This is a genomic window from Pseudomonas sp. FG98 (assembly GCF_057808595.1).
Genome location: NZ_JBMDIJ010000100.1, coordinates 1 through 18,750, shown reverse-complemented (window position 1 = coordinate 18,750; position 18,750 = coordinate 1). Strand labels below are relative to the sequence as shown.

Sequence of the window (18,750 nt, the reverse complement as noted above, 5' to 3'; positions counted from 1 at the left end):
CCCTTAAGAGGTGTCCGGGATCATTAGGCCAGTTCAGCTTGCCGGCGATGAGGCCATCAGCCTCGACATCAATCTTGCGGGTCTGAGCTGTTCTTGCCGGCCTCATCGCTGACAATGCCTGCTCCCACAGGTTCTGTGGCTGGCCTGAGTCCTGCGGCCGACCCGGATCCCTGTGGGAGTCGGCGTTGCCGACGATGAGGCCATCAGCCTCGACATCAATCCAACTGGTCTGTGTTGTTCTTGCCGGCCTCATCGCTGGCAACGCCAGCTCCCACAGGTTCTGTGGCTGGCCTGAGTCCTGCGGCCAACCCGGATCCCTGTGGGAGTCGGCATTGCCGACGATGAAGCCATCAGCCTCGACATCAATCCAACTGGTCTGCGTTGTTCTTGCCGGCCTCATCGCTGGCAATGTCAGCTCCCACAGGGACCGCGTGCAGGCCTGAAGATCAGCGCGACAGGAACGCCAGCAGATCTTCGTTCAGCTGCTGCGCATGGGTCACCGCAAAGCCATGGGGCGCGCCGCTGTAGACGGTCAGCTCCGCACCACGAATCATCTGCGCCGCCTTCTTGCCGGTGCTTTCGAACGGCACGATCTGGTCATCGTCGCCATGGATCACCAAAGTCGGCACATCGATCTTCGCCATGTCCGGACGGAAGTCGGTTTCGGAGAAGGCGGTCACGCAATCCAGGGTGCCCTTGAGCGAGGCCATCAAGGCGATGTTGAGGGTCTGCGCCTGCACGCCCTGGGACACCTTCTGCCCATGGTTGATGCCGTAGAACGGCGCCGCGAAATCAGCGATGAACTGCGCGCGGTCGGCACGCAAGCCATCGCGAATGCCGTCGAACACCGATTTGTCGACGCCCTCTGGGTTATCCGCGGTCTTGATGAACAGCGGCGTGACCGCCCCCAGCAACACCAGCCCGGCCACCCGCTCGCTGCCATGCCGGGCGATATAGCGGGTGACGTCGCCACCGCCCATGGAGAAGCCGACCAGGGTGACCTGGTCGAGGTCGAGGTGCTCGATCAACTGGGCGATGTCGTCGGCGAAGGTGTCGTAGTCGTAGCCGCTCCACGGCTGGCTGGAGCGCCCGAAACCACGGCGATCGAAGGCGATGGCGCGGTAGCCGCGACTGGCCAGGAATTCCATCTGCACATCCCACATATCGGCGTCCAGCGGCCAGCCGTGGCTGAACAGCACGGGCTTGCCGCTGCCCCAGTCCTTGTAATAGATCGCGGTGCCGTCACGGGTTACGAGCGTGCTCATCGGGGTATCTCCTGAAAATGCGTCGGTAGGTGTCTTGAGTCGTTGCAGGTCGATTGGTTCAGGCGCGCAGCCAGCCGGCGCACCAGCGGGTCACCAGCGGCATGATGAAAAACACCACGGGCAGGATGACGAAGAAGTTGACGATCAGGTTGCCCGGCAGCCGGCCGCCCAGCGCCGGGAATTCGGCGAAGAACGGCGCCAGCAGGGCCGGGACCAGCAAGGTCATGGGGCAGATCACCAGGTAGGTCAGCAGCGCCTGCTTCCAGCGTGGAGGCTGCGCCGCGCCGCTCTTGGCCGGGGTGAACCAGAACTCCGGATCGTCGTGCACCTCGGTGTGGTCGCCGCCTTCGAGCAGGGGCATGACCTCGCCGATCATGGCCTGGCGCTCGGCGGAGTTGACCCAGGCCTGCAGGCGCGCCGATTCGCAGAAGCGCACCACGGTGGTGAAGTGCCGACCACCCTCTTCCGGACGGATCACATTGACACCCAGATGACCTGGCTGGCGGCGCGCAGCCTGGACGGCACGCTTGAGCCATTCCTCGTAGGTGTCCAAGGCATCGGCGCGGACCTTGTGCTGGATGACCAGCGTGACGACGTTCTGGTTGCGGTCCTGAGTGGCGGTGTTCATAAGCTGGCTCCCTGGCGATAAATGGTGTGTCGCGTTGATGGGAGAAGCTTAGATTCAGCACCTTTATTGGACTAGACGGCTAAATTTGGCCTTAGCGTTCCATTTAAGGAACGATAAATATTCGAACACTTCCCGGCTGGCCGCCGCGGCCGCAGGGAAATATCCTACGACCCCGTCAGAAAATGATGTCATCCATACCGTGCTGAGCTACTGGGGACTGTTCCTTGCCGCCTTTGGCGCCGCCACCCTGCTACCACTGCAATCCGAGGCGGTGCTGGTGGGCTTGCTGCTGCACGACCCGCAGGCCGTGGCGAGCCTGTTGCTGGTCGCAACGCTGGGCAATGTGCTGGGTTCGATCGTCAACTGGCTGCTCGGCCGGGCCCTGGAACGCTGGCGCGACAAGCGCTGGTTCCCCTTTTCCGCCGCGCAGCTGGACAAGGCGCAGCGACGTTATCAGCGCTACGGGCAGTGGTCGCTGCTGCTCAGTTGGGTGCCAGTGATCGGCGACCCGCTGACCCTGATCGCCGGGATCATGCGCGAGCCACTGTGGCGTTTCGTCCTGCTGGTGACCCTGGCCAAGGGCACGCGCTACCTGGTGCTGGCGACGATCACCCTGGGCTGGTTCGCCCGCTGACGCCCCAGATCATCTCCTCGGTCCAGCCCAGTTCGGCGAAGTCCTGCGCGCGCAGATGGGCCTCCTCCTCGCAGAAGAACTCATCCAGTTGCGGCGGGCGCACGTCGGTTTCCGCGAGCATGGCGTGGACCTGGCCGCGGTGATGGATCTGGTGCTCGAACAGATGGGCCAGCAGGCGCAGGCGCTGGTCGCGCTGGACCCGTTCGGGACGGACGATGCTGACATAGCGGTGCAACTGGTCGTCGCGCAGTTGCTGGCAATAGACGATCAGGCGCCGGTCGCTCTGGGCCTGTTCGCGCTGTAGCTGTCCGGCATCGTCGAAGGGCTCCTCCGGCTCGAAGAAGCGCTCGGACAACTCGTCCGGCGGCTCGCCGCGCAGTTCCCGCTCCAGGGCCTGGAGGTAGAACCAGTCGACGGTCAGCAGGTGGTTGAGGGTGGCCTTGATCGACGGGAAGAAACTGCACCGCGGCGCAACGAACTCGTCGCGGCTCAGTTGTCGGCAGGCCTTGTACAGGCGGTGGTTGGCCCAGGCATTGTTGTAGGCCATGGTCAGCAGGTGGTGCGACAGTGGCTCGGCCATTTTGCACGTCCTCAGTGGAAGCGTTGCAACTGCATCTCCCGCAGACGGCTGAGTGTCCGTCGGAACGGGAACTCCAGGTACCCTTGAGTGTAGAGCGCTTCCAGGGGAACTTCGGCTTCCAGATAAAGGGCCACGCGCTGGTCGTAGCATTCGTCGACCAGCGCGATGAAGCGCCGCGCACCATCGTCCTGGGGCGACAGTTGCGGCAGCTCGCGATCGCCGGCCACGACGCGCTCGGCGGCGTCCTCGGTGCCGCGGGCGATCCTGCCGGGACGCTGCGCCGCACCCAGGGCCGGTACGCCGCTGAGCAGGATCGCTTCGAAACCCTCGCACAGGGCCATGAACTCCATGGCCGCCAGGGGCTGTTCGCACAGGTGCGGGTAGTCACACCAGAGCACCTTGTCGCTGCGCCGGACCACCTGCACGGTGCGGTAGCCCACCGCCAGGTCCGCGTCGGTCGAAGAGGCCGCGCCGCTCAGGTCGTTGAACACCTGTTCCAGGGCGCAGGGCTGGCCGGGCTGGCGCACCCAGTAGCGCTGCTGCTCGGCGCCGGGATGCAGGCGATGATCCTGCTCGCCATGGACCGCCACCACCTGCATGGACGCCTCGATCGCGGCGATGGCCGGCAGGAAGCGCTCGCGATTGAAGCCATCGGCGTACAGCTGCGGGGGCGGCAGGTTGGAGGTGGCGACCACCACTACACCGGCTTCGAACAGCACCTGGAACAGGCGGCCGAGGATAATTGCATCGCCGATATCGTTGACGAACAGCTCGTCGAAACAGAGCACACGGATTTCTTCGGCCAGGGAGCGGGCCAGGGCCTGAAGCGGATCGGCGGTGCCATTGAGCTGGAACAGGCGCTGGTGAGTCCAGCGCATGAAGTGGTGGAAATGCTGGCGGCGTGCGGGGATGGTCAGGCAACTGAAGAACTGGTCCATCAGCCAGGTCTTGCCGCGCCCCACCGGGCCCCAGAGATAGACGCCCTTGGCCGGCTGGCCGTGTTGCAGGGCGTCGAAACAGGCTTGCAGGGCGTCGACGGCGGCGCGCTGGGCCGGGTCGGGGATGAAGCCCTGAGCGATGGCTTGCTGGTACAGGGCCAGGGGGGTGGTGGACATGCTGACCCTCGGGAAAAGGGCACAGGGTATATCAGTAAGCCATTAGTTGTGTGTGGTTTTTAAGGGCCTCATCGCTGCGGTTCGGCGCCCCGACAAGCCAGCTCCCACAGGGTATGCGGCGACGCTAACCCTGTGGGAGCTGGCTTGCCAGCGATGAGGCCCGAATAAACATATAAATTTATTCAGCCAAGCCCACCTTCAGCAACTGCCCATCCTCTTCATCCGTGAGCAGATAGACAAACCCATCCGGCCCCACCCGCACATCCCGCACCCGGGCATTCAACTGGCCGAGAATCCGCTCTTCATGAACGATCTTGTCGCCATCCAGCTGCAAGCGGATGACCTCCTGCGCCGCCAGCGCGCCGATGAACAGGTTGTGGTCCCAGGGCTTGAAGCGCCCGCCATCGTAGAACGCCATGCCGCTGATGGCCGGCGATCTCTCCCAGACATGATAGGGCTGCACGGTGCCCTCGGCTTCCTTGCCCTTGGCCTCGGGAATCGGCATCAGCGAGTAATTGATGCCATGGGTCGCCAATGGCCAGCCGTAGTTCTTGCCGGGCTTGGGAATATTGATCTCGTCACCGCCACGGGGACCGTGCTCGTGGGTCCAGAGCTGGCCGGTCCAGGGATTGAGCGCCGCGCCCTGCTGGTTGCGGTGGCCGTAGGACCAGATCGCTGGCTGCACGTTCTTTTGCCCGACGAAGGGGTTGTCCTTGGGAATCTCGCCATCGGGCAGGATGCGCACCACCTTGCCCTGCAATTTGTCGAGGTCCTGGGAGGTGGCGCGCTCGTTGTTTTCGCCCAGGGCGATGAACAGGTAACCGTCACGGTCGAACACCAGGCGCGAACCGAAGTGATTGCCGCTGGAAAGCTTCGGTGCCTGACGGAAGATCACGTTGAAGTCTTCCAGGCTCGACAGGTCGGTGGACAGCCGTCCGCGTCCCACCGCCGTACCGGCCTTGCCGCCCTCGCCACCACCCTCGGCGTAGGACAGGTAGACCAGCCGGTCCTGCTTGAAGGTCGGCGACAGCACCACATCGAGCAGGCCACCCTGCCCCTTGGCCCAGACCTCCGGCACGCCATTGAGCGGTGCACCGACCCGGCCCTCGGTGCCAATCACCCGCAGGTTGCCCTGGCGCTCGGTGACCAAGATGCCCTGGTTGTCCGGGAGAAAGGCCAGGGCCCATGGGTGTTTCAGGCCCTCGGCCAGGGTCGCCACCTTCAGCGTGCCCTCCTCGCTGGGGAAGGTCCGTTCAGGCGCGGCCTGGGCGGCAAAAGGCAGGAGCGCGGCAGTTCCGAGGGCGAGCAGCCAGGATCGTGAGGTCATGCAGGATTCCTTTCTTCAGGCGATCACGGCAGGCGCTGTGAGTCGCGGGGCGGACGAGTGGGTTCCAGACGCGGCGCCTGCTGTTCGCGGCGCAGATTGTTGCCGTTGCCGATACCGCGGTTTTCCAGGGTCGGCGGGCGTGAGATGGGTTGGGTGGACGGGCCGCGCACGGGTGGCGTGTCCGGCACGCTGCCTTGCTGGCTATTGGGATTGATATCGCGGATCGGGCTGTTGTGCGGGTTGTTGTCGCTGGCAGCCAATGCTTCTGCGCCGAAAACGGCGAGGACGGCAGCGAGCAATATCGACAGGCTTGGATGTGACATGGGGCACCTCCCGCACAGTGGGCATCTCCAACGGTTGGATAGCCTAAGGCGCAAGAGGTTCGTCAAGAAAGCGCCGGGGCCGACGCAGGTGATTCATTTTGTTACGAGGAAAGTGTTTGCCCTGGTGGCCCCGGCGCTGGCACGACTCAGTAGGCCATGGACCAGGTCAGGGTGTAGGTGCGCCCGCGGCCCTGGTAGTCGTAGAGGTAGGCCGGGCCGTAGGTCGGCGAGTAGAACAGCGTCGCGCGCTGGCCCCAGACGGTGCTGTATTGCTTGTCCAGCAGGTTCTGGATACCGGCGCTGAAGGTGCCGAAGCCGGTTTCCTGGCTGCCCAGCAGGTCGAAGGTGGTGTAGCCGGTGATCTTGTGGTCGGCATCGTCTTCGAGGGTGAAGGCGTGGTTGGCCTGCAACCGCGCGTTGCGCCCGTCGCCTTTCCAGCCGACGAAGGCGGTGGACTTGGACAGCGAGGCATAACGGGCGTCGCGCTTGATCCAGTCGCCACTGGCGTCTTCTTCCTCCGAGCGCACCAGGTGCAGGGTGCTGCCCGCCTCCCAGCCACTTTCGAAACGCCGGGTCAGGGCGCCTTCGAAGCCGAAGTCGCGGCTCTTCTTGTCTTCGACATTGATGGTCAGGGTCGCCGAGTCGGTGCTGATGACCTTGTCCGACCAGATGTAGTACACCGCGGCCTGGGCGTCCCAATCCACATCGGCATAGCGCCAGCCCATTTCCACCTGACGGCTCTTGATTCCGGCCAGCGGGTTGTCATCGACGCTCAGGCCGGCCTTGCCGTAGTACTTGGCTGGGTCCGGCAGGTCGAAGCCTTCGCCGTAGTTGGTCCAGACCTGATGGCCGTTCTTGAAGTCGTAGATGGCACCGAGGTTGTACAGGTTGACCTGGTAGTCGTTGCTGCCGCCGGGAATGCCCTTGAAGTTGCCGACATCGACATCCATCTGCTGGCGCCGGGCGCCACCGGACAGGGTCAGGTTGTCGGTCAGGTGCCAGTCCAGCTGGGCGTAGGCGGACAGGCCGTCGACCCGATAGCTGGGGTAACGCGGCGCCTTGCTCGCCGCGTCCAGGTCGAGGCCGCCGCTGCTCGACGAGGTGCGCGCATCGAAGGTGGTCTGCTCGGCGTTGAAGCGCTCGCGGTCGAGGTCGACGCCGTAGGTCAGCTTGAGGCTGTCCCATTGCTTGGCAAACAGCGCTTTCAGGCTGGACACCTCGAAGTTCTGTTGCGAGGCGGCGAAGTACACGCCCTTGGAGCCGGTCGGCTTGCCGGTGTTGTAGTAGGGAAACGGGTAGAAGTTGTCATCTTCCTTGCGGTACGAGGCCTGCAGGTAGAAGTCCTGGCCGAGCACGTCGGCATGGTGGTAGTTGGCGTTGAGCAGCAGGCGCCGGGTCTGCGGCTCCAGGTCGCTGGACAGGCCGCTGCGCAGTTCGGCGTCTTCCAGATCGGACGGTGCGTTGTAGTTCAGGTGCGGAAAGTAGATGCCGGTGCTGCCGTGGTTGCCCGAGTCGTAGTACTGGGCCAGCAGGTCGAGGCTCTGCTCGTCGTTGAATTGCAGGCCGAGGCTGCCCATCACGTCGATGGTGCGGTTGTATTGCAGGTCGGTCTGGGTGTTGTCGATGAAGATCTGTTCGCCGGCGCCGTCGTAGAAGGCTTCGTTCTGCTCGGCGGAGACGCCCAGGCGGGCATTGATGCGCTCGTTGCCACCGCTGACCGACTGGGCGATGCGGGTCGACAGGTCGTCGCTGTTATTGAAGCCGCTGCTGGCGCCGATCTGGGTTTCGAACTGCGCCGGGCCCGGTTCGCCCTTCTTGGTGACGATGTTGATGATGCCGCCGGTGGCGCCGCCACCGTAGATGGCGCTGGCCCCGGACAGCACTTCGACCCGCCGCACGTTGAACGGCGAGATGCTGTCGAACTGCCGGGACAAGCCACGGGAGCTGTTCTGGCTGACCCCGTCGATCATCACCAGGACGTTGCGCCCGCGCATGTTCTGACCGTAGTTGGTGCGCCCTTCCGGGGCCAGGTCGAGGCCGGGGACCAGCTTGCCGATAGCCTCCTTGAGGCTGACGCCGCTGCTGATCTGCTCCTTGAGCTGCTCTTGGTCGACCACCCAGACGGTGCCGGGAATCTCGCTGATCGAGGTGCTGGTACGCGAAGCCACGCTGACCTCGATCGGCTTGAGGTTCAACGCAGCCTGGGGTGCGCTCTTGCGCAGGATCACCGTGCGCGCATCGCTGAACTGCCAGCTCATGCCGCTGCCGGCCAGCAACTCCTGCAGGGCCTGTTCGATGCTGTAGCTGCCGCGCAGGCCCGGGCTGCTCAGCCCGGCGACATCGCTGGTGGTGAACAGCAGGTGCAGGTCGGCCTGGTCGGCGAACTGGGTCAGGGTCTGGTCGAGGCTCTGTGCAGGCAGGTCGAGGCTGACCTGGCGGGCCTGGGAAGCGCTGATCTGCGCCGGCGTGGCCGCTTCGGCGGCATGGGCGGCAACAGCGCCGCAAAGGCCAGCGGCCACGGCCGAGGCCAGCAGGGCCTGTTTGAAGGAACGGGGGGAACGTGCTGAGGACGGGGACGGACCTTTCACTGTTTTATTCCAGACGAATACGTAAATGAGAATGGATTGCTGATCAGTCTCACTACGACGATTCGGCTGCGCGGAACTTGCAGCGACATTTCGAAAATTTTTTATCGACGGGAAAAATCAGTACAGAACGGCCAGCCAGGGCAGGTAGGTGACCTTCAGCGCGTAGCGTTGCTCAAGCGTGCTGAGCAGGCCGTGGGGATCGTTGAGGTCGAACACGCCACTGACCGGCAAGGCGCCCAGTTGGCTGTCGGAAATCAGGATGCGCCCGTGCTGGTAGCGCTCCAGTTCGGCGATCACCTCGCGCAGCGGGCGGCCATTGAAGATCAGCTTGCCGCGCTGCCAGGCGGTCTGTGCCTGGGCGTCCGGGCTGGCAGCCAGCACCCGTGTGCCAATCCGGGCCTCGCCACGGGCGACCACCACGCTGCTGGCCTTGCCCTGGCGGCGCACGCTGAACACCGCGTCATTGCCCTGCACCGCCTCGCCGCCGCTGTCGACCACGAAGGGCCGGGGATCCTGCGCCGGCTCGAACAAGGCCTCGCCTTCGCGCAGGGACACCACGCGGCGCTCATCGTTGTACTTCACGGAAAACGCGCTGGCGCTGTTGAGGGTGACCCGCGAGCCGTCTTCCAGGGTGATGGTGCGGCGCTCGCCGGTGCTGGTGTGGTAGTCGGCCAGCAGTGCCGGGGCCTGTTGCCAGCCGCCGTAGGCGACCAGCGCCAGCAACAGCGAGGCGGCGATGGCCGCGCCGCGGTAACGACGCCGCGGCGTGGCCTGAAGCGGCAGCTGCACGGCGGCCTCGGTGTGGCCGATATCGCCCCACAGCGCCTCGGCTTCCTCGGCGGCGAGCAAGTGCTCGACGCTGAGCCGGCGCCAGCGCTGGTAGCGCTCGTGGTCGGCGGCACTGGCATTGCCCGAGTGCAGCAGGACCTGCCAGTCGATGGCGGCGTCGGACAGATCGATCAGGGGCTGGGGTTCGGAGGACATGCGCGCTTCAGTCATGGTTGTGCTTGAGCCAGTCCCGGCAATGGCGCAGGGCCTGGCCGATGTATTTTGCCACCATGCTTTCGGAAACGCCCAGCCGTTGTGCGATCTGCGCCTGGGTCAGGCCCTCGACACGATTGAGCAGCAGCGCCTGGCGGGCATTGTCGGAAAGTTGCAGCAGGGCTTCATCGAGCATCGCCAGGCGCTCCCGGGCCAGCAGCGTGGCTTCCGGCGCCGGTGCCGGGCAGACCAGTTGCACCGCCGCATCGCTGTCGCCGAGGTTGCTTTCCTGGCGCTGCTCGCGGCGCAGGGTGTCGATGGCCAGGTTGCCGGCGACGCGGAAGATGAAACTGCGGGCGTGCAGTACCGGCACCTCCTGCTCGTCGATCTTGACCAGCTTGAGCCAGGTTTCCTGGGCGACGTCGGCCGCGCGCTGGCGGTCGTTCATGCGCCGGGTCAGGAACTGCAGGAGGTCATCGTAATGCTCCTGGAAACTGGCCAGCAGCCCGGATGCGGGGGACGTCAGCATGGGTGGGAAAGATCGCCGGTGGGAGGAAATGTCGGACGTGAATGAGAAACAGTATCTTTCAAGTTGTGTCCGACTTTCAACGTTGACAAGCATTTGCCACACTCGAGGGCACCCAGCCAGTGGAGAAATCCCCCATGCCCCGCCTCTTGCGCCACCTCACCGGCCTGTTCCTGATCCTGACCCTGTCGGCCTGCGCGCTGTTCCAGGGCCGCGATCCGGTGAACATCAGCGTGATCGGTATCGATCCCCTGTCCGGCCAGGACCTGGAGCTACGCATGGCGGTGAAGTTGCGGGTGCAGAACCCCAACGAGACGCCGATCGAGTTCGATGGCGTGGCGTTGAACCTGGAGGTCAACGGTCAACCGCTGGCCGCCGGGGTCAGCGACCAACGCGGCAGCATTGGCCGCTTCAGCGAGCAGATCGTGGTGGTACCGGTCAGTATCACGGCGTTTTCGGTGATGCGTCAGGCCCTGGGCCTGAGCCAGATGAACAGCCTCGACGGGCTGCCCTACGAGGTGCACGGCAAGCTGGCCGGTGGTGCTTTCGGCACGCGCCGCTTCAGCGACCGTGGCACCTTCGAACTGCCGCGTTAGGCCTTGCTGGCGCTGGCTGCGGCCATCAGCTTGTTGACCTCGCTACGCACCATGTTGGCGTATTCGGGCGGCGACATGCCGTCCAGCTCGGCCCGCACCCATTCCGCCCACTTACCCTTGCGCCGTGGCTTTTCGCCGATCAGGCGGGCGGCTTCGCCCTTGGCCTTGGCCAGGTTGGTTTGCCACATGGCAAAGAGCCGGGCTTTTTCGTCTTCGATCTCGGCCCGTTCAGCGAAGCTCTTGTTGGCCAGATTGAAACTCATGGGGTAATTCCTGCCGCTTGAAAATGGGCGCTATCTTACACTGTAGCCGCCGATGCCCTGCAAACGACTGCAACTTTTCCGTACCTGCGGGCATCCATTAAGGATTGACGATCACTTATCCGAGGAAGCGTAGATGGCCAGGAAAACCACCCAGCACAGCGACAGCGAGCAGATCAAGGACCAGGCGTTCAGCGAGTTGCAGGCGTTGATCGAAGAGTCGGAAAAGCTGCTTAACGACAGTGCGGCACTGGTCGGCGAAGAAGCCGAGACCCTGCGTGCGCAGTTGCAGCTCAAGTTGAAACAGGCCGGGCATGCGGTGGGCAATGTGCGTGACAAGGCGAAGCCGGTGGTGGATGCCACCGAAAGCTATATCGGCGGGCATCCGTGGCAGACAGTGGCGGTTTCGGCGGGGTTCGGGCTGGTGATCGGGTTGTTGCTGGGGCGGCGTTCCTGATCTGAAAAATTGATTGTTCTTTCGGACCTCATCGCTGGCAAGCCAGCTCCCACAAGGACCGCGTACACCGCTTGCCCTGTGGGAGCTGGCTTGCCAGCGATGAGGCCCTGGCGTTCAGCGAAGATTCAGAGGCTCGACAACCCCACAGGCAATCGCCATTCCCACCAGCTCGGGCAGATGCTCCGCCTGCATGCGCTTCATCACCCGCGAGCGGTACAAATCGACGGTCTTCACGCTGACTTCCAACTGCTCGGCGATCTCGCGGTTGGTATAGCCCTTGAGCAGCGGCACGAAGACATCCCGTTCCCGTGACGTGAGGCTATCGATCCGCGCCTGCACCGCTGCACGCTGGCGGCTGCCAACCTGGATCTTCGAGGAACGGCCCAAGGCTTCCTGCACGCTGTCCAGCAGCATCTGGTCGTTGTACGGCTTTTCGATGAAGTCGCAGGCGCCGGCCTTGAACGCGCGCACCACGATCGGCACGTCGGCATGCCCGCTGACGAAGATCACCGGCACCTCGAGCCCCCTGGCCCGCAACGCTTCCTGCACGCTCAGCCCGCCCATGCCGGGCATGCGCACATCGAGCAGCACGCAGGCCGGCAGGTCGCCGTCGCAAGCGTCGAGAAAGGCCTGGCCACTGGTGAACGGCAACGCCTTGAGGCCCACCGACTCCAGCAGCCAGACCGTGGAGTCGAGCATGCCCTGGTCGTCGTCGACCACATAGACCTTCGGATCCTGCATGACCTGCATGAAAAGCCCTCTTGTTCAAACACTTGCCGCCGGCGCCAGCCGACAGCTCAGAATCAATCCCCCGCCCTGCCCCGGACCGGCCGTGAGAGTGCCGCCGAAACCCTCGACGATACTGCGGCTCATGCTCAAGCCCAGGCCCAACCCTTCCGGCTTGCTGGTGGTGAAAGGCGTGAAGATGCCGTCCAGTTGTTCCGGCGCCACGCCCGGGCCCTGGTCGATGACCTGGACCAGCAGGCGACCGCCTTCCTGTTCCCCCCGCAGCACGATCCGCGACGGCTGCCCCGGCTGCTGCTCGCGGTTGGCGTCGATGGCATTGCGCAGCAGATTGAGCAGGACCTGCTCCAGCAGCACCCGGTCGGCGTAGACCGGCGGCAGATTGTCGGTCATTCGTTGCTCGATCGTCACCTGCGCCTGCGCCGCTTCCCAGGCACACAGACGGACCGCCTCGCGCGCGACCTCGGCCACCGACAGCGCCTGCAGGCGTCGCGGCTCCTTGCGCAGGAAGGCACGCAGGCGCTTGATCACCTCGGCGGCGTGGGTCGCCTGTTCGCTGATCCGCTGCAAACCCTGGGCAACCCGGCCGGCTGCTTGCGGGTCGCGCTCCAGGGCGTGCAGGTAACGCTGGCTGGCGGCGGCGTAGTTGAGTACCGCGGCCAGCGGCTGGTTGATTTCGTGGGCGATACCCGAGGCCAGCTCGCCGAGGGTCACCAGGCGCGCGGTGTGGGCCAGTTCGTCCTGATGACGGCGCTGCTGGGTTTCGCGCAGTTCGCGCTCGGTCATGTCGCGGGCCACCAGCGAGTAGTAGCGCTCGCCGCCTGCGGCGCTATGGGCCAGCAGCACCAGGGAGACCGGAAACGCGGCAGCGCCGTTGTGCGGTGCCAGGCGCGCCTCGCACTGCCACACGCCCTCGCGCTCGGCACGCTGCCAGCCTTCATCGTCGAGGCGCTGGCGGGCCTCGCCGTCGAGCAGATCGCCCAGACGCGGTGCCAGTTGCACCTCGGTCAGACCAAGGGCGCGGCGGGCCGAACGGTTGAGGTAGGTCAGACGGCCATCCGGATCGGTGAACAGCACCAGGTCGGTGTTGGCCTCCACCACTTCGGCCAGGCGCCGGCGGTTTTCCTGGGCCTCGATGCGCACGCTGATATCCCGCGAGACGCTGACGATCTCCACCACCGCGCCGGTGTAGGTTTCGCGGATGGCCCGGCTGGCGATCTCGAACCAGAGGTCGCGGCCGTCGCGATGGCGGACCCGGCAAGTCATGGTCTGGTAGCCGTCGCGCTCCAGCGCCGCCGAGGCCTGGGTCAGGTACTGGCGGCAGTCCTGGGGATGCAGCAGGGTCTGTACCTTCACGCCGCGCAGCTCTTCCGGCCAATAGCCGAGCAGGCGGTACGAGGCCGGCGAGGCGTCGAGGAAACAGCCGTCGGGGGTGTGCCGGGAAATCAGGTCGGTGGTGTTCTCGGTGATCAGCCGGTACAGCCGCCGGGCCTGGGCCGCCTCGCGCTCGGCACGGCGCTCGCTGGTAGCGTCGCGGCAGCGGGCGATGACCAGATCGTCGCCGGCGGGAATGAAGGTCCACAGCAGGATGCGCTCGCCGGCCAGGCTCTCGACCTCGGCGATCGCCCGCTGCTGGCCGAGGCAGGCGCTGACCAGCGCGGCATGGTTGGCTGGCAGCAGTACCGCCAGGCTTTGCGGCGGCCAGCCATTGAGTTCGCCGAGCATGGCCGGGTTGGCCGCGCGCAACACAGCGTTGGCATCGAGCAGCAGCGAGGGTTGCGGGTCCTTGTCGAGCAAGGCCGAGGGAATGAGCGTCACAATAGGGGCTCCGCCGTTTTTATAGTATTTGTACCATATTGCTATAGTCTATCTTCCAAGTAACATGGCGAACAGCGTAAAAATTGACGCAGCGGAACCGGCGCCCCGTGAGCCCGTTCCATGAAACCTGATCAGAGCTAACAATCAGCCATCGGAGGTTTCAGCCAGCACGCGAGTGCGGCTGCCTCCTGCACAGGACCATGCTTTCATGTCGATCTTCTCCCAGGGCCTGCAGCCCGCCCCTGTCAACCACGTCGCCCTGACTCCCCTGAGCTTCATCGAACGCACCGCCGCCGTGTATGGCGACTACCCCGCCGTCATCCATGGCTCGATCCGCCGCAACTGGCGGGAAACCTACCAGCGCTCCCGGCGCCTGGCCAGTGCCCTGGCCGGACGCGGCATCGGCCAGGGCGATACGGTGGCGGTGATGCTGCCGAACATTCCGGCGATGCTCGAAGCGCACTTCGGCGTGCCGATGATCGGTGCTGTGCTCAACGCCCTCAACGTACGACTCGACGCCGAAGCCATCGCCTTCATGCTGGAACACGGCGAAGCCAAGGTGCTGATCACCGACCGCGAATTCCACAAGGTGATCGCCGCCGCCCTGCAACTGATGGCGCACCCGCCGCTGGTGGTGGATGTCGATGACCCGGAATACGGCGAGGGTTGCGCGGTCAGCGCACTGGACTACGAGGCCTTCCTCGCCGAGGGCGATCCGCAGTTCGCCTGGCAGTGGCCCGAGGACGAGTGGCAGGCAATCTCGCTGAACTACACCTCCGGCACCACCGGCAACCCCAAGGGCGTGGTCTATCACCACCGCGGCGCCTACCTCAACTCGCTGGGCAACCAGATGACCTGGGCCATGGGCAACCATCCGGTGTACCTGTGGACCCTGCCGATGTTCCACTGCAACGGCTGGTGCTACCCCTGGACCGTGACGGCCCTGGCCGGCACCCATGTGTTCCTGCGTCGGGTAGATCCGCAGAAGATCCTTACCCTGATCCGCGAGCATCAGGTCAGCCACCTGTGCGGCGCGCCGATCGTGCTCAATGCGCTGATCAACATGCCCGACTCGGCCAAGGCAGCCATCGATCATCCGGTCAATGCCATGGTCGCCGGCGCGGCGCCGCCGGCCAAGGTGATCGGTGCGGTGGAGGAAATGGGCATCAAGGTCACCCACGTCTATGGCCTGACCGAGGTCTACGGCCCGGTGACGGTCTGCGCCTGGCATGCCGAGTGGGATGACAAGCCGCTGCAGGAGCGCGCACGGATCAAATCGCGCCAGGGCGTGCGCTACGCCACCCTCGAAGGGCTGATGGTCGCCGACCCGCAGACCCTGGAGCCCGTCGCCCGCGATGGCAACACCCTGGGCGAGATCTTCATGCGCGGCAACACGGTAATGAAGGGCTACCTGAAGAACCCCGAGGCCACCGCCGAGGCCTTCCGCGGTGGCTGGTTCCATACCGGCGACCTCGCCGTGTGCCACCCGGACGGCTACGTCGAGATCAAGGACCGGCTCAAGGACATCATCATTTCCGGCGGCGAGAACATCTCCACCATCGAGGTGGAAGACACCCTGTATCGCCATCCGGCCGTGCTGGAAGCGGCGGTGGTCGCCCGCCCGGACGAGAAATGGGGCGAGACGCCCTGCGCCTGGATCACCCTCAAGCCCGGCTGCGAGGACACTCGCGAGGCCGAGATCATCGCCTTCTGCCGCGAGCACCTGGCCGGCTTCAAGCTGCCCAAGACCGTGATCTTCCGCGAACTGCCGAAGACCTCCACCGGCAAGATCCAGAAGTACCTGCTGCGCGATTGGGCCAAGGCGCTCTGATCCCTCTTCCTTTATTACGAGAACCACGATGCCTGAATTCAATGCCCCGCTGCGCGACATGCGCTTCGTCCTCCATGAAGTGTTCCAGGGCCCGGCCCAATGGGCCCGGCTGCCGGCCCTGGCGGCAGCGGTGGACGGCGAGACCGCCGATGCCATCCTCGAAGAGGCGGCGAAGATCACCGGCCAGTTGATTGCCCCGCTCAACCGCAGCGGCGACGAACAGGGGGTCGGCTTCGACGCCGGCAAGGTCACCACCCCGGACGGTTTCAAGGAGGCCTGGCGCACCTACCGCGAGGGCGGCTGGGTCGGCCTGGCGGGCAATCCGGAGCATGGCGGCATGGGCATGCCGAAGATGCTCGCGGTGCAGTTCGAGGAAATGCTCTACGCAGCCAACTGCTCGTTCAGCCTGTACTCGGCGCTGAGCGCCGGTTGCTGCCTGGCCATCGACGCCCACGCCAGCGATGCCCTGCGCGCCCTGTACCTGCCGCGCCTGTACAGCGGCGAATGGGCCGGCACCATGTGCCTGACCGAACCCCATGCTGGCACCGATCTGGGCATCATCCGCAGCAAGGCCGAGCCGCTGATCGACGGCAGCTACGCCATCAGCGGGACCAAGATCTTCATCACCGGCGGCGACCAGGACCTGACCGACAACATCATCCACCTGGTCCTGGCGAAACTGCCGGACGCGCCAGCCGGGCCCAAGGGTATCTCGCTGTTCCTGGTGCCCAAGCGCATGGTCGACGAACAGGGCAACCTGGGCGTGGACAATGCAGTCAGCTGCGGCTCGGTCGAGCACAAGATGGGCATCAAGGCCTCGGCCACCTGCGTGATGAACTTCGACGGCGCGGTCGGCTACCTGGTCGGCGAGCCCAACCGCGGGCTGGCGGCGATGTTCACCATGATGAACTACGAGCGGCTGTCCATCGGCATCCAGGGCATCGGCTGCGCCGAGGCGTCATACCAGAGTGCCGTGGCCTATGCCCGGGATCGCCTGCAGAGTCGCGCGGCGACCGGACCGCAAGCCAAGGACAAGGTTGCCGACCCGATCATCGTCCATGCCGATGTGCGCCGCATGCTGCTGAGCATGCGCGCCCTGACCGAGGGCGGACGGGCCTTCGCCACCTATGTCGGGCAGCAGCTGGATCTCGCCAAATATGCCGAGGACGCCGCCGAGCGCGACACCGCGCAACGCCTGGTGGCACTGCTGACGCCGGTGGCCAAGGCGTTCTTCACCGATACCGGGCTGGAAAGCTGTGTGCTCGGCCAACAGGTATTTGGCGGCCACGGCTATATCCGTGAATGGGGTCAGGAACAGCTGGTACGCGATGTGCGCATCGCGCAGATCTACGAGGGCACCAACGGCATCCAGGCCCTGGACCTGCTGGGGCGCAAGGTGGTGGCCGATGGCGGGCAGTCGCTGGCACTGCTGGCAGCGGAAATCCGCACCTTCTGCGAGAGCGAACCGCCCCACGCCGCAGCCCTGCTGGATGCTCTGCAACGCCTGGAGAGCACCAGCCTGTGGCTGCGCGAGCAGGTCGGCGCGGACGCCAATGCGGTGGGCGCGGCATCGGTGGAATACCTGCATCTGTTCGGTTACGTGGCCTATGCCTACATGTGGTCGCGGATGGCCGCCGTCGCCCAGGCGCGGCAGGCCGAGGAGCCGGCGTTCTATGCGGCCAAGCTGGCCACCGCAGCCTTCTACTTCGCCCGTTTGCTGCCACGGGTACTGTCTTTGCAAGCCAGCATCCACGCCGGCAGCGCCAGCCTGTACCAACTCGACGCCGAGCAATTCTGAGTCAGCGGAAAACCCCGGTGCGCATCTGGCGCGCCGGATTTTCCGACCATTGGTCGGTTTGTGCGGAAAAAATCGATTTTGCAGGGAATTTCCTGCAAATAAATCCCACAACTGATAGTGATTCGCCATGATCTCGGTTCCGAAGCCTCGCCGCGCAAGGGTAGAATGGCCAAAACCGGGAGTATCAATGAATCAGGCCAGCCCCAGCGACGACGAACTCAACGCCATCACCGATGCCGCTGCGCATTGGTGCATGCGCCTGCATGCGGGTGACTGCAGCGAGCAGGAACAAGCCGAGTTCGCCGACTGGCTGACCGCCAGCCCGCTGCATCGCCAGGAATTCGAGGCGATGCAGGAGATCTGGATCACCGCCGACCAGCTCCCGCGCTCCCCGGCCCCGGCTGCCGCTGCTGCGCAAATCCTGCAACTGCCGATCAAGCCCCGGCGCCAGCCGCAACGGGCCCGGCACTATGCCTCGGCCGCGGTCATCACCCTGCTCGCCCTGCCCCTGGCCGGCTGGGTCGGCTGGGACCAGGGCTGGCTGCCCAACGATTACCAGTCGGTGGAAAGCACTGATAGTCGTCGCACCGTGACCCTCGGCGATGGCAGCGAGGTCGAGCTGAACCTCGGCACGTCCCTGCGCTACATGAATTTCAAGGACCAGCGCCGGGTCACCCTGAGCAAGGGCGAGGCGTTCTTCAAGGTCCACCATGATACCCAGCATCCCTTCGTGGTCCGTGCCGGCAGCGGCCAGACCCAGGTGACCGGGACCCAGTTCAACGTGTGGAAGTACCGCGACCAGGTCAAGGTGACCCTGGTGGAAGGTTCGGTGCTGGTCAGCAGCGAGAGCTTCAAGCTCGGCAGCGGCTACCGCCTTGGACCGGGCATGCAGGCCCAGTACCAGGCCGGCAACCTGGAGCCGAGCCTGAACCAGACCTACGCCAGCGACTCCAGCCTGGCCTGGCGCAATGGCAAGCTGGTGATCGACAACCTGACCCTCGACCAGGCCCTGCCGCTGATCAACCGCTACCTCGACAGCCCGCTGCGCCTGGCCGACGCCAGCACCGGCAGCGTGCGCATCAGCGGTATCTACAACACCAGCGACGTGAAGAAGCTGGTGCGCACCCTGCCCAAGGTGCTGCCGGTGTACCTGACCCAGGACAAGGACGGCAATACGGTGCTGAACCGGATTTCGCCGCCGCCGAAAAAAGGCTGAAGTTTTTCGAAAATTTCACTGGCCTCATCGCCGCCACCCACCCCGCCGCCAGCTGCGGGAGGT

The 18,750-nt window shown here is 65.0% G+C and carries 18 protein-coding genes and 1 pseudogene; 6 read left to right on the top strand and 13 right to left on the bottom strand.

Annotated elements, in window-relative coordinates; genetic code table 11:
* From ACODSK_RS29410 to ACODSK_RS29400, 3 genes are all read right to left on the bottom strand, one after another.
* Nucleotides 1-409: hypothetical protein (locus ACODSK_RS29410; RefSeq protein ID WP_489021203.1), on the bottom strand; the 409-nt coding region annotated here is incomplete at its 3' end.
* 37 nt (nucleotides 410-446) lie between these two features.
* Nucleotides 447-1,265, bottom strand: a complete 819-nt coding sequence (locus ACODSK_RS29405) for an alpha/beta fold hydrolase (RefSeq protein WP_489021202.1) — start codon at nucleotides 1,263-1,265, stop codon at nucleotides 447-449.
* 58 nt (nucleotides 1,266-1,323) lie between these two features.
* On the bottom strand, nucleotides 1,324-1,893 hold the full coding sequence (locus tag ACODSK_RS29400; protein ID WP_489021200.1) for an antibiotic biosynthesis monooxygenase: 570 nt from the start codon (nucleotides 1,891-1,893) through the stop codon (nucleotides 1,324-1,326).
* A gap of 199 nt (nucleotides 1,894-2,092) precedes the next feature.
* Between ACODSK_RS29400 and ACODSK_RS29395 the strand changes: the two genes are divergently transcribed.
* Entirely contained in the window at nucleotides 2,093-2,527 is a 435-nt protein-coding gene (locus ACODSK_RS29395; RefSeq protein ID WP_489021199.1) for a YqaA family protein, read from the top strand.
* On the opposite strand, the gene ACODSK_RS29390 is transcribed toward ACODSK_RS29395, so the two are convergent.
* From ACODSK_RS29390 to ACODSK_RS29360, 7 genes and pseudogenes are all read right to left on the bottom strand, one after another.
* The gene (locus ACODSK_RS29390; protein WP_489021197.1) at nucleotides 2,502-3,107 is read right to left on the bottom strand and encodes a DinB family protein; all 606 of its coding nucleotides are present in this window, start codon (nucleotides 3,105-3,107) and stop codon (nucleotides 2,502-2,504) included. The genes ACODSK_RS29395 and ACODSK_RS29390 overlap by 26 nt on opposite strands.
* 11 nt (nucleotides 3,108-3,118) lie before the next feature.
* A complete protein-coding gene (gene zapE / locus ACODSK_RS29385) occupies nucleotides 3,119-4,222 on the bottom strand; it encodes a cell division protein ZapE (protein ID WP_489021195.1) in 1,104 nt (367 codons plus the stop codon).
* Between the two features lie 178 nt (nucleotides 4,223-4,400).
* Nucleotides 4,401-5,549: a PQQ-dependent sugar dehydrogenase gene (locus ACODSK_RS29380; RefSeq protein WP_489021194.1), complete on the bottom strand. Its 1,149-nt coding sequence runs from the start codon at nucleotides 5,547-5,549 to the stop codon at nucleotides 4,401-4,403.
* A gap of 23 nt (nucleotides 5,550-5,572) precedes the next feature.
* Nucleotides 5,573-5,872, bottom strand: a complete 300-nt coding sequence (locus ACODSK_RS29375; RefSeq protein WP_489021192.1) for a hypothetical protein — start codon at nucleotides 5,870-5,872, stop codon at nucleotides 5,573-5,575.
* 146 nt (nucleotides 5,873-6,018) lie between these two features.
* Nucleotides 6,019-8,460 (bottom strand): TonB-dependent receptor, encoded by a 2,442-nt coding sequence (locus ACODSK_RS29370; RefSeq protein WP_489021190.1) that lies wholly within the window; start codon nucleotides 8,458-8,460, stop codon nucleotides 6,019-6,021.
* A 117-nt stretch (nucleotides 8,461-8,577) separates the two neighbouring features.
* The gene (locus tag ACODSK_RS29365; RefSeq protein ID WP_489021189.1) at nucleotides 8,578-9,444 is read right to left on the bottom strand and encodes a FecR family protein; all 867 of its coding nucleotides are present in this window, start codon (nucleotides 9,442-9,444) and stop codon (nucleotides 8,578-8,580) included.
* Between the two features lie 22 nt (nucleotides 9,445-9,466).
* Nucleotides 9,467-9,970, bottom strand: a pseudogene (locus ACODSK_RS29360) (RNA polymerase sigma factor); the annotation flags it as partial.
* Nucleotides 9,971-10,104: 134 nt separating this feature from the next.
* Between ACODSK_RS29360 and ACODSK_RS29355 the strand changes: the two are divergent.
* Nucleotides 10,105-10,563, top strand: coding sequence for an LEA/WHy family protein (locus ACODSK_RS29355; RefSeq protein WP_489021187.1), 459 nt, complete (start codon nucleotides 10,105-10,107; stop codon nucleotides 10,561-10,563).
* On the opposite strand, the gene ACODSK_RS29350 is transcribed toward ACODSK_RS29355, so the two are convergent.
* Nucleotides 10,560-10,826: a hypothetical protein gene (locus tag ACODSK_RS29350; protein WP_489021185.1), complete on the bottom strand. Its 267-nt coding sequence runs from the start codon at nucleotides 10,824-10,826 to the stop codon at nucleotides 10,560-10,562. The genes ACODSK_RS29355 and ACODSK_RS29350 overlap by 4 nt on opposite strands.
* Before the next feature lie 133 nt (nucleotides 10,827-10,959).
* On the opposite strand from ACODSK_RS29350, the gene ACODSK_RS29345 reads away from it, so the two are divergent.
* Nucleotides 10,960-11,280 (top strand): ElaB/YgaM/YqjD family protein, encoded by a 321-nt coding sequence (locus ACODSK_RS29345; protein ID WP_489021183.1) that lies wholly within the window; start codon nucleotides 10,960-10,962, stop codon nucleotides 11,278-11,280.
* Nucleotides 11,281-11,394: 114 nt separating this feature from the next.
* Here ACODSK_RS29345 and ACODSK_RS29340 read toward each other — a convergent pair whose 3' ends face one another.
* Complete coding sequence (locus tag ACODSK_RS29340) at nucleotides 11,395-12,021, bottom strand: response regulator transcription factor (RefSeq protein ID WP_489021205.1); 627 nt, start codon at nucleotides 12,019-12,021, stop codon at nucleotides 11,395-11,397.
* Nucleotides 12,022-12,045: 24 nt separating this feature from the next.
* Nucleotides 12,046-13,842: a PAS domain-containing sensor histidine kinase gene (locus ACODSK_RS29335; protein WP_489021181.1), complete on the bottom strand. Its 1,797-nt coding sequence runs from the start codon at nucleotides 13,840-13,842 to the stop codon at nucleotides 12,046-12,048.
* Nucleotides 13,843-14,050: 208 nt separating this feature from the next.
* On the opposite strand from ACODSK_RS29335, the gene ACODSK_RS29330 reads away from it, so the two are divergent.
* The 3 genes from ACODSK_RS29330 to ACODSK_RS29320 all read left to right on the top strand — a co-directional run bounded on the left by ACODSK_RS29330 (nucleotide 14,051) and on the right by ACODSK_RS29320 (nucleotide 18,687).
* The gene (locus ACODSK_RS29330) at nucleotides 14,051-15,673 is read left to right on the top strand and encodes an acyl-CoA synthetase (protein ID WP_489021180.1); all 1,623 of its coding nucleotides are present in this window, start codon (nucleotides 14,051-14,053) and stop codon (nucleotides 15,671-15,673) included.
* Nucleotides 15,674-15,701: 28 nt separating this feature from the next.
* On the top strand, nucleotides 15,702-17,471 hold the full coding sequence (locus ACODSK_RS29325; RefSeq protein ID WP_489021179.1) for an acyl-CoA dehydrogenase C-terminal domain-containing protein: 1,770 nt from the start codon (nucleotides 15,702-15,704) through the stop codon (nucleotides 17,469-17,471).
* Nucleotides 17,472-17,658: 187 nt separating this feature from the next.
* On the top strand, nucleotides 17,659-18,687 hold the full coding sequence (locus ACODSK_RS29320; RefSeq protein WP_489021178.1) for a FecR family protein: 1,029 nt from the start codon (nucleotides 17,659-17,661) through the stop codon (nucleotides 18,685-18,687).
* The last annotated feature ends 63 nt before the right edge of the window (nucleotides 18,688-18,750 follow it).

Excerpts from the sequence above, each read along its gene's own strand:
- ACODSK_RS29405 (WP_489021202.1), bottom strand. The coding sequence starts at position 1,265 with ATGAGCACGCTCGTAACCCGTGACGGCACCGCGATCTATTACAAGGAC.
- ACODSK_RS29400 (WP_489021200.1), bottom strand. The coding sequence starts at position 1,893 with ATGAACACCGCCACTCAGGACCGCAACCAGAACGTCGTCACGCTGGTC.
- ACODSK_RS29390 (WP_489021197.1), bottom strand. The coding sequence starts at position 3,107 with ATGGCCGAGCCACTGTCGCACCACCTGCTGACCATGGCCTACAACAAT.
- zapE (WP_489021195.1), bottom strand. The coding sequence starts at position 4,222 with ATGTCCACCACCCCCCTGGCCCTGTACCAGCAAGCCATCGCTCAGGGC.
- ACODSK_RS29380 (WP_489021194.1), bottom strand. The coding sequence starts at position 5,549 with ATGACCTCACGATCCTGGCTGCTCGCCCTCGGAACTGCCGCGCTCCTG.
- ACODSK_RS29375 (WP_489021192.1), bottom strand. The coding sequence starts at position 5,872 with ATGTCACATCCAAGCCTGTCGATATTGCTCGCTGCCGTCCTCGCCGTT.
- ACODSK_RS29365 (WP_489021189.1), bottom strand. The coding sequence starts at position 9,444 with ATGTCCTCCGAACCCCAGCCCCTGATCGATCTGTCCGACGCCGCCATC.
- ACODSK_RS29355 (WP_489021187.1), top strand. The coding sequence starts at position 10,105 with ATGCCCCGCCTCTTGCGCCACCTCACCGGCCTGTTCCTGATCCTGACC.
- ACODSK_RS29350 (WP_489021185.1), bottom strand. The coding sequence starts at position 10,826 with ATGAGTTTCAATCTGGCCAACAAGAGCTTCGCTGAACGGGCCGAGATC.
- ACODSK_RS29345 (WP_489021183.1), top strand. The coding sequence starts at position 10,960 with ATGGCCAGGAAAACCACCCAGCACAGCGACAGCGAGCAGATCAAGGAC.
- ACODSK_RS29340 (WP_489021205.1), bottom strand. The coding sequence starts at position 12,021 with ATGCAGGATCCGAAGGTCTATGTGGTCGACGACGACCAGGGCATGCTC.
- ACODSK_RS29330 (WP_489021180.1), top strand. The coding sequence starts at position 14,051 with ATGTCGATCTTCTCCCAGGGCCTGCAGCCCGCCCCTGTCAACCACGTC.
- ACODSK_RS29325 (WP_489021179.1), top strand. The coding sequence starts at position 15,702 with ATGCCTGAATTCAATGCCCCGCTGCGCGACATGCGCTTCGTCCTCCAT.
- ACODSK_RS29320 (WP_489021178.1), top strand. The coding sequence starts at position 17,659 with ATGAATCAGGCCAGCCCCAGCGACGACGAACTCAACGCCATCACCGAT.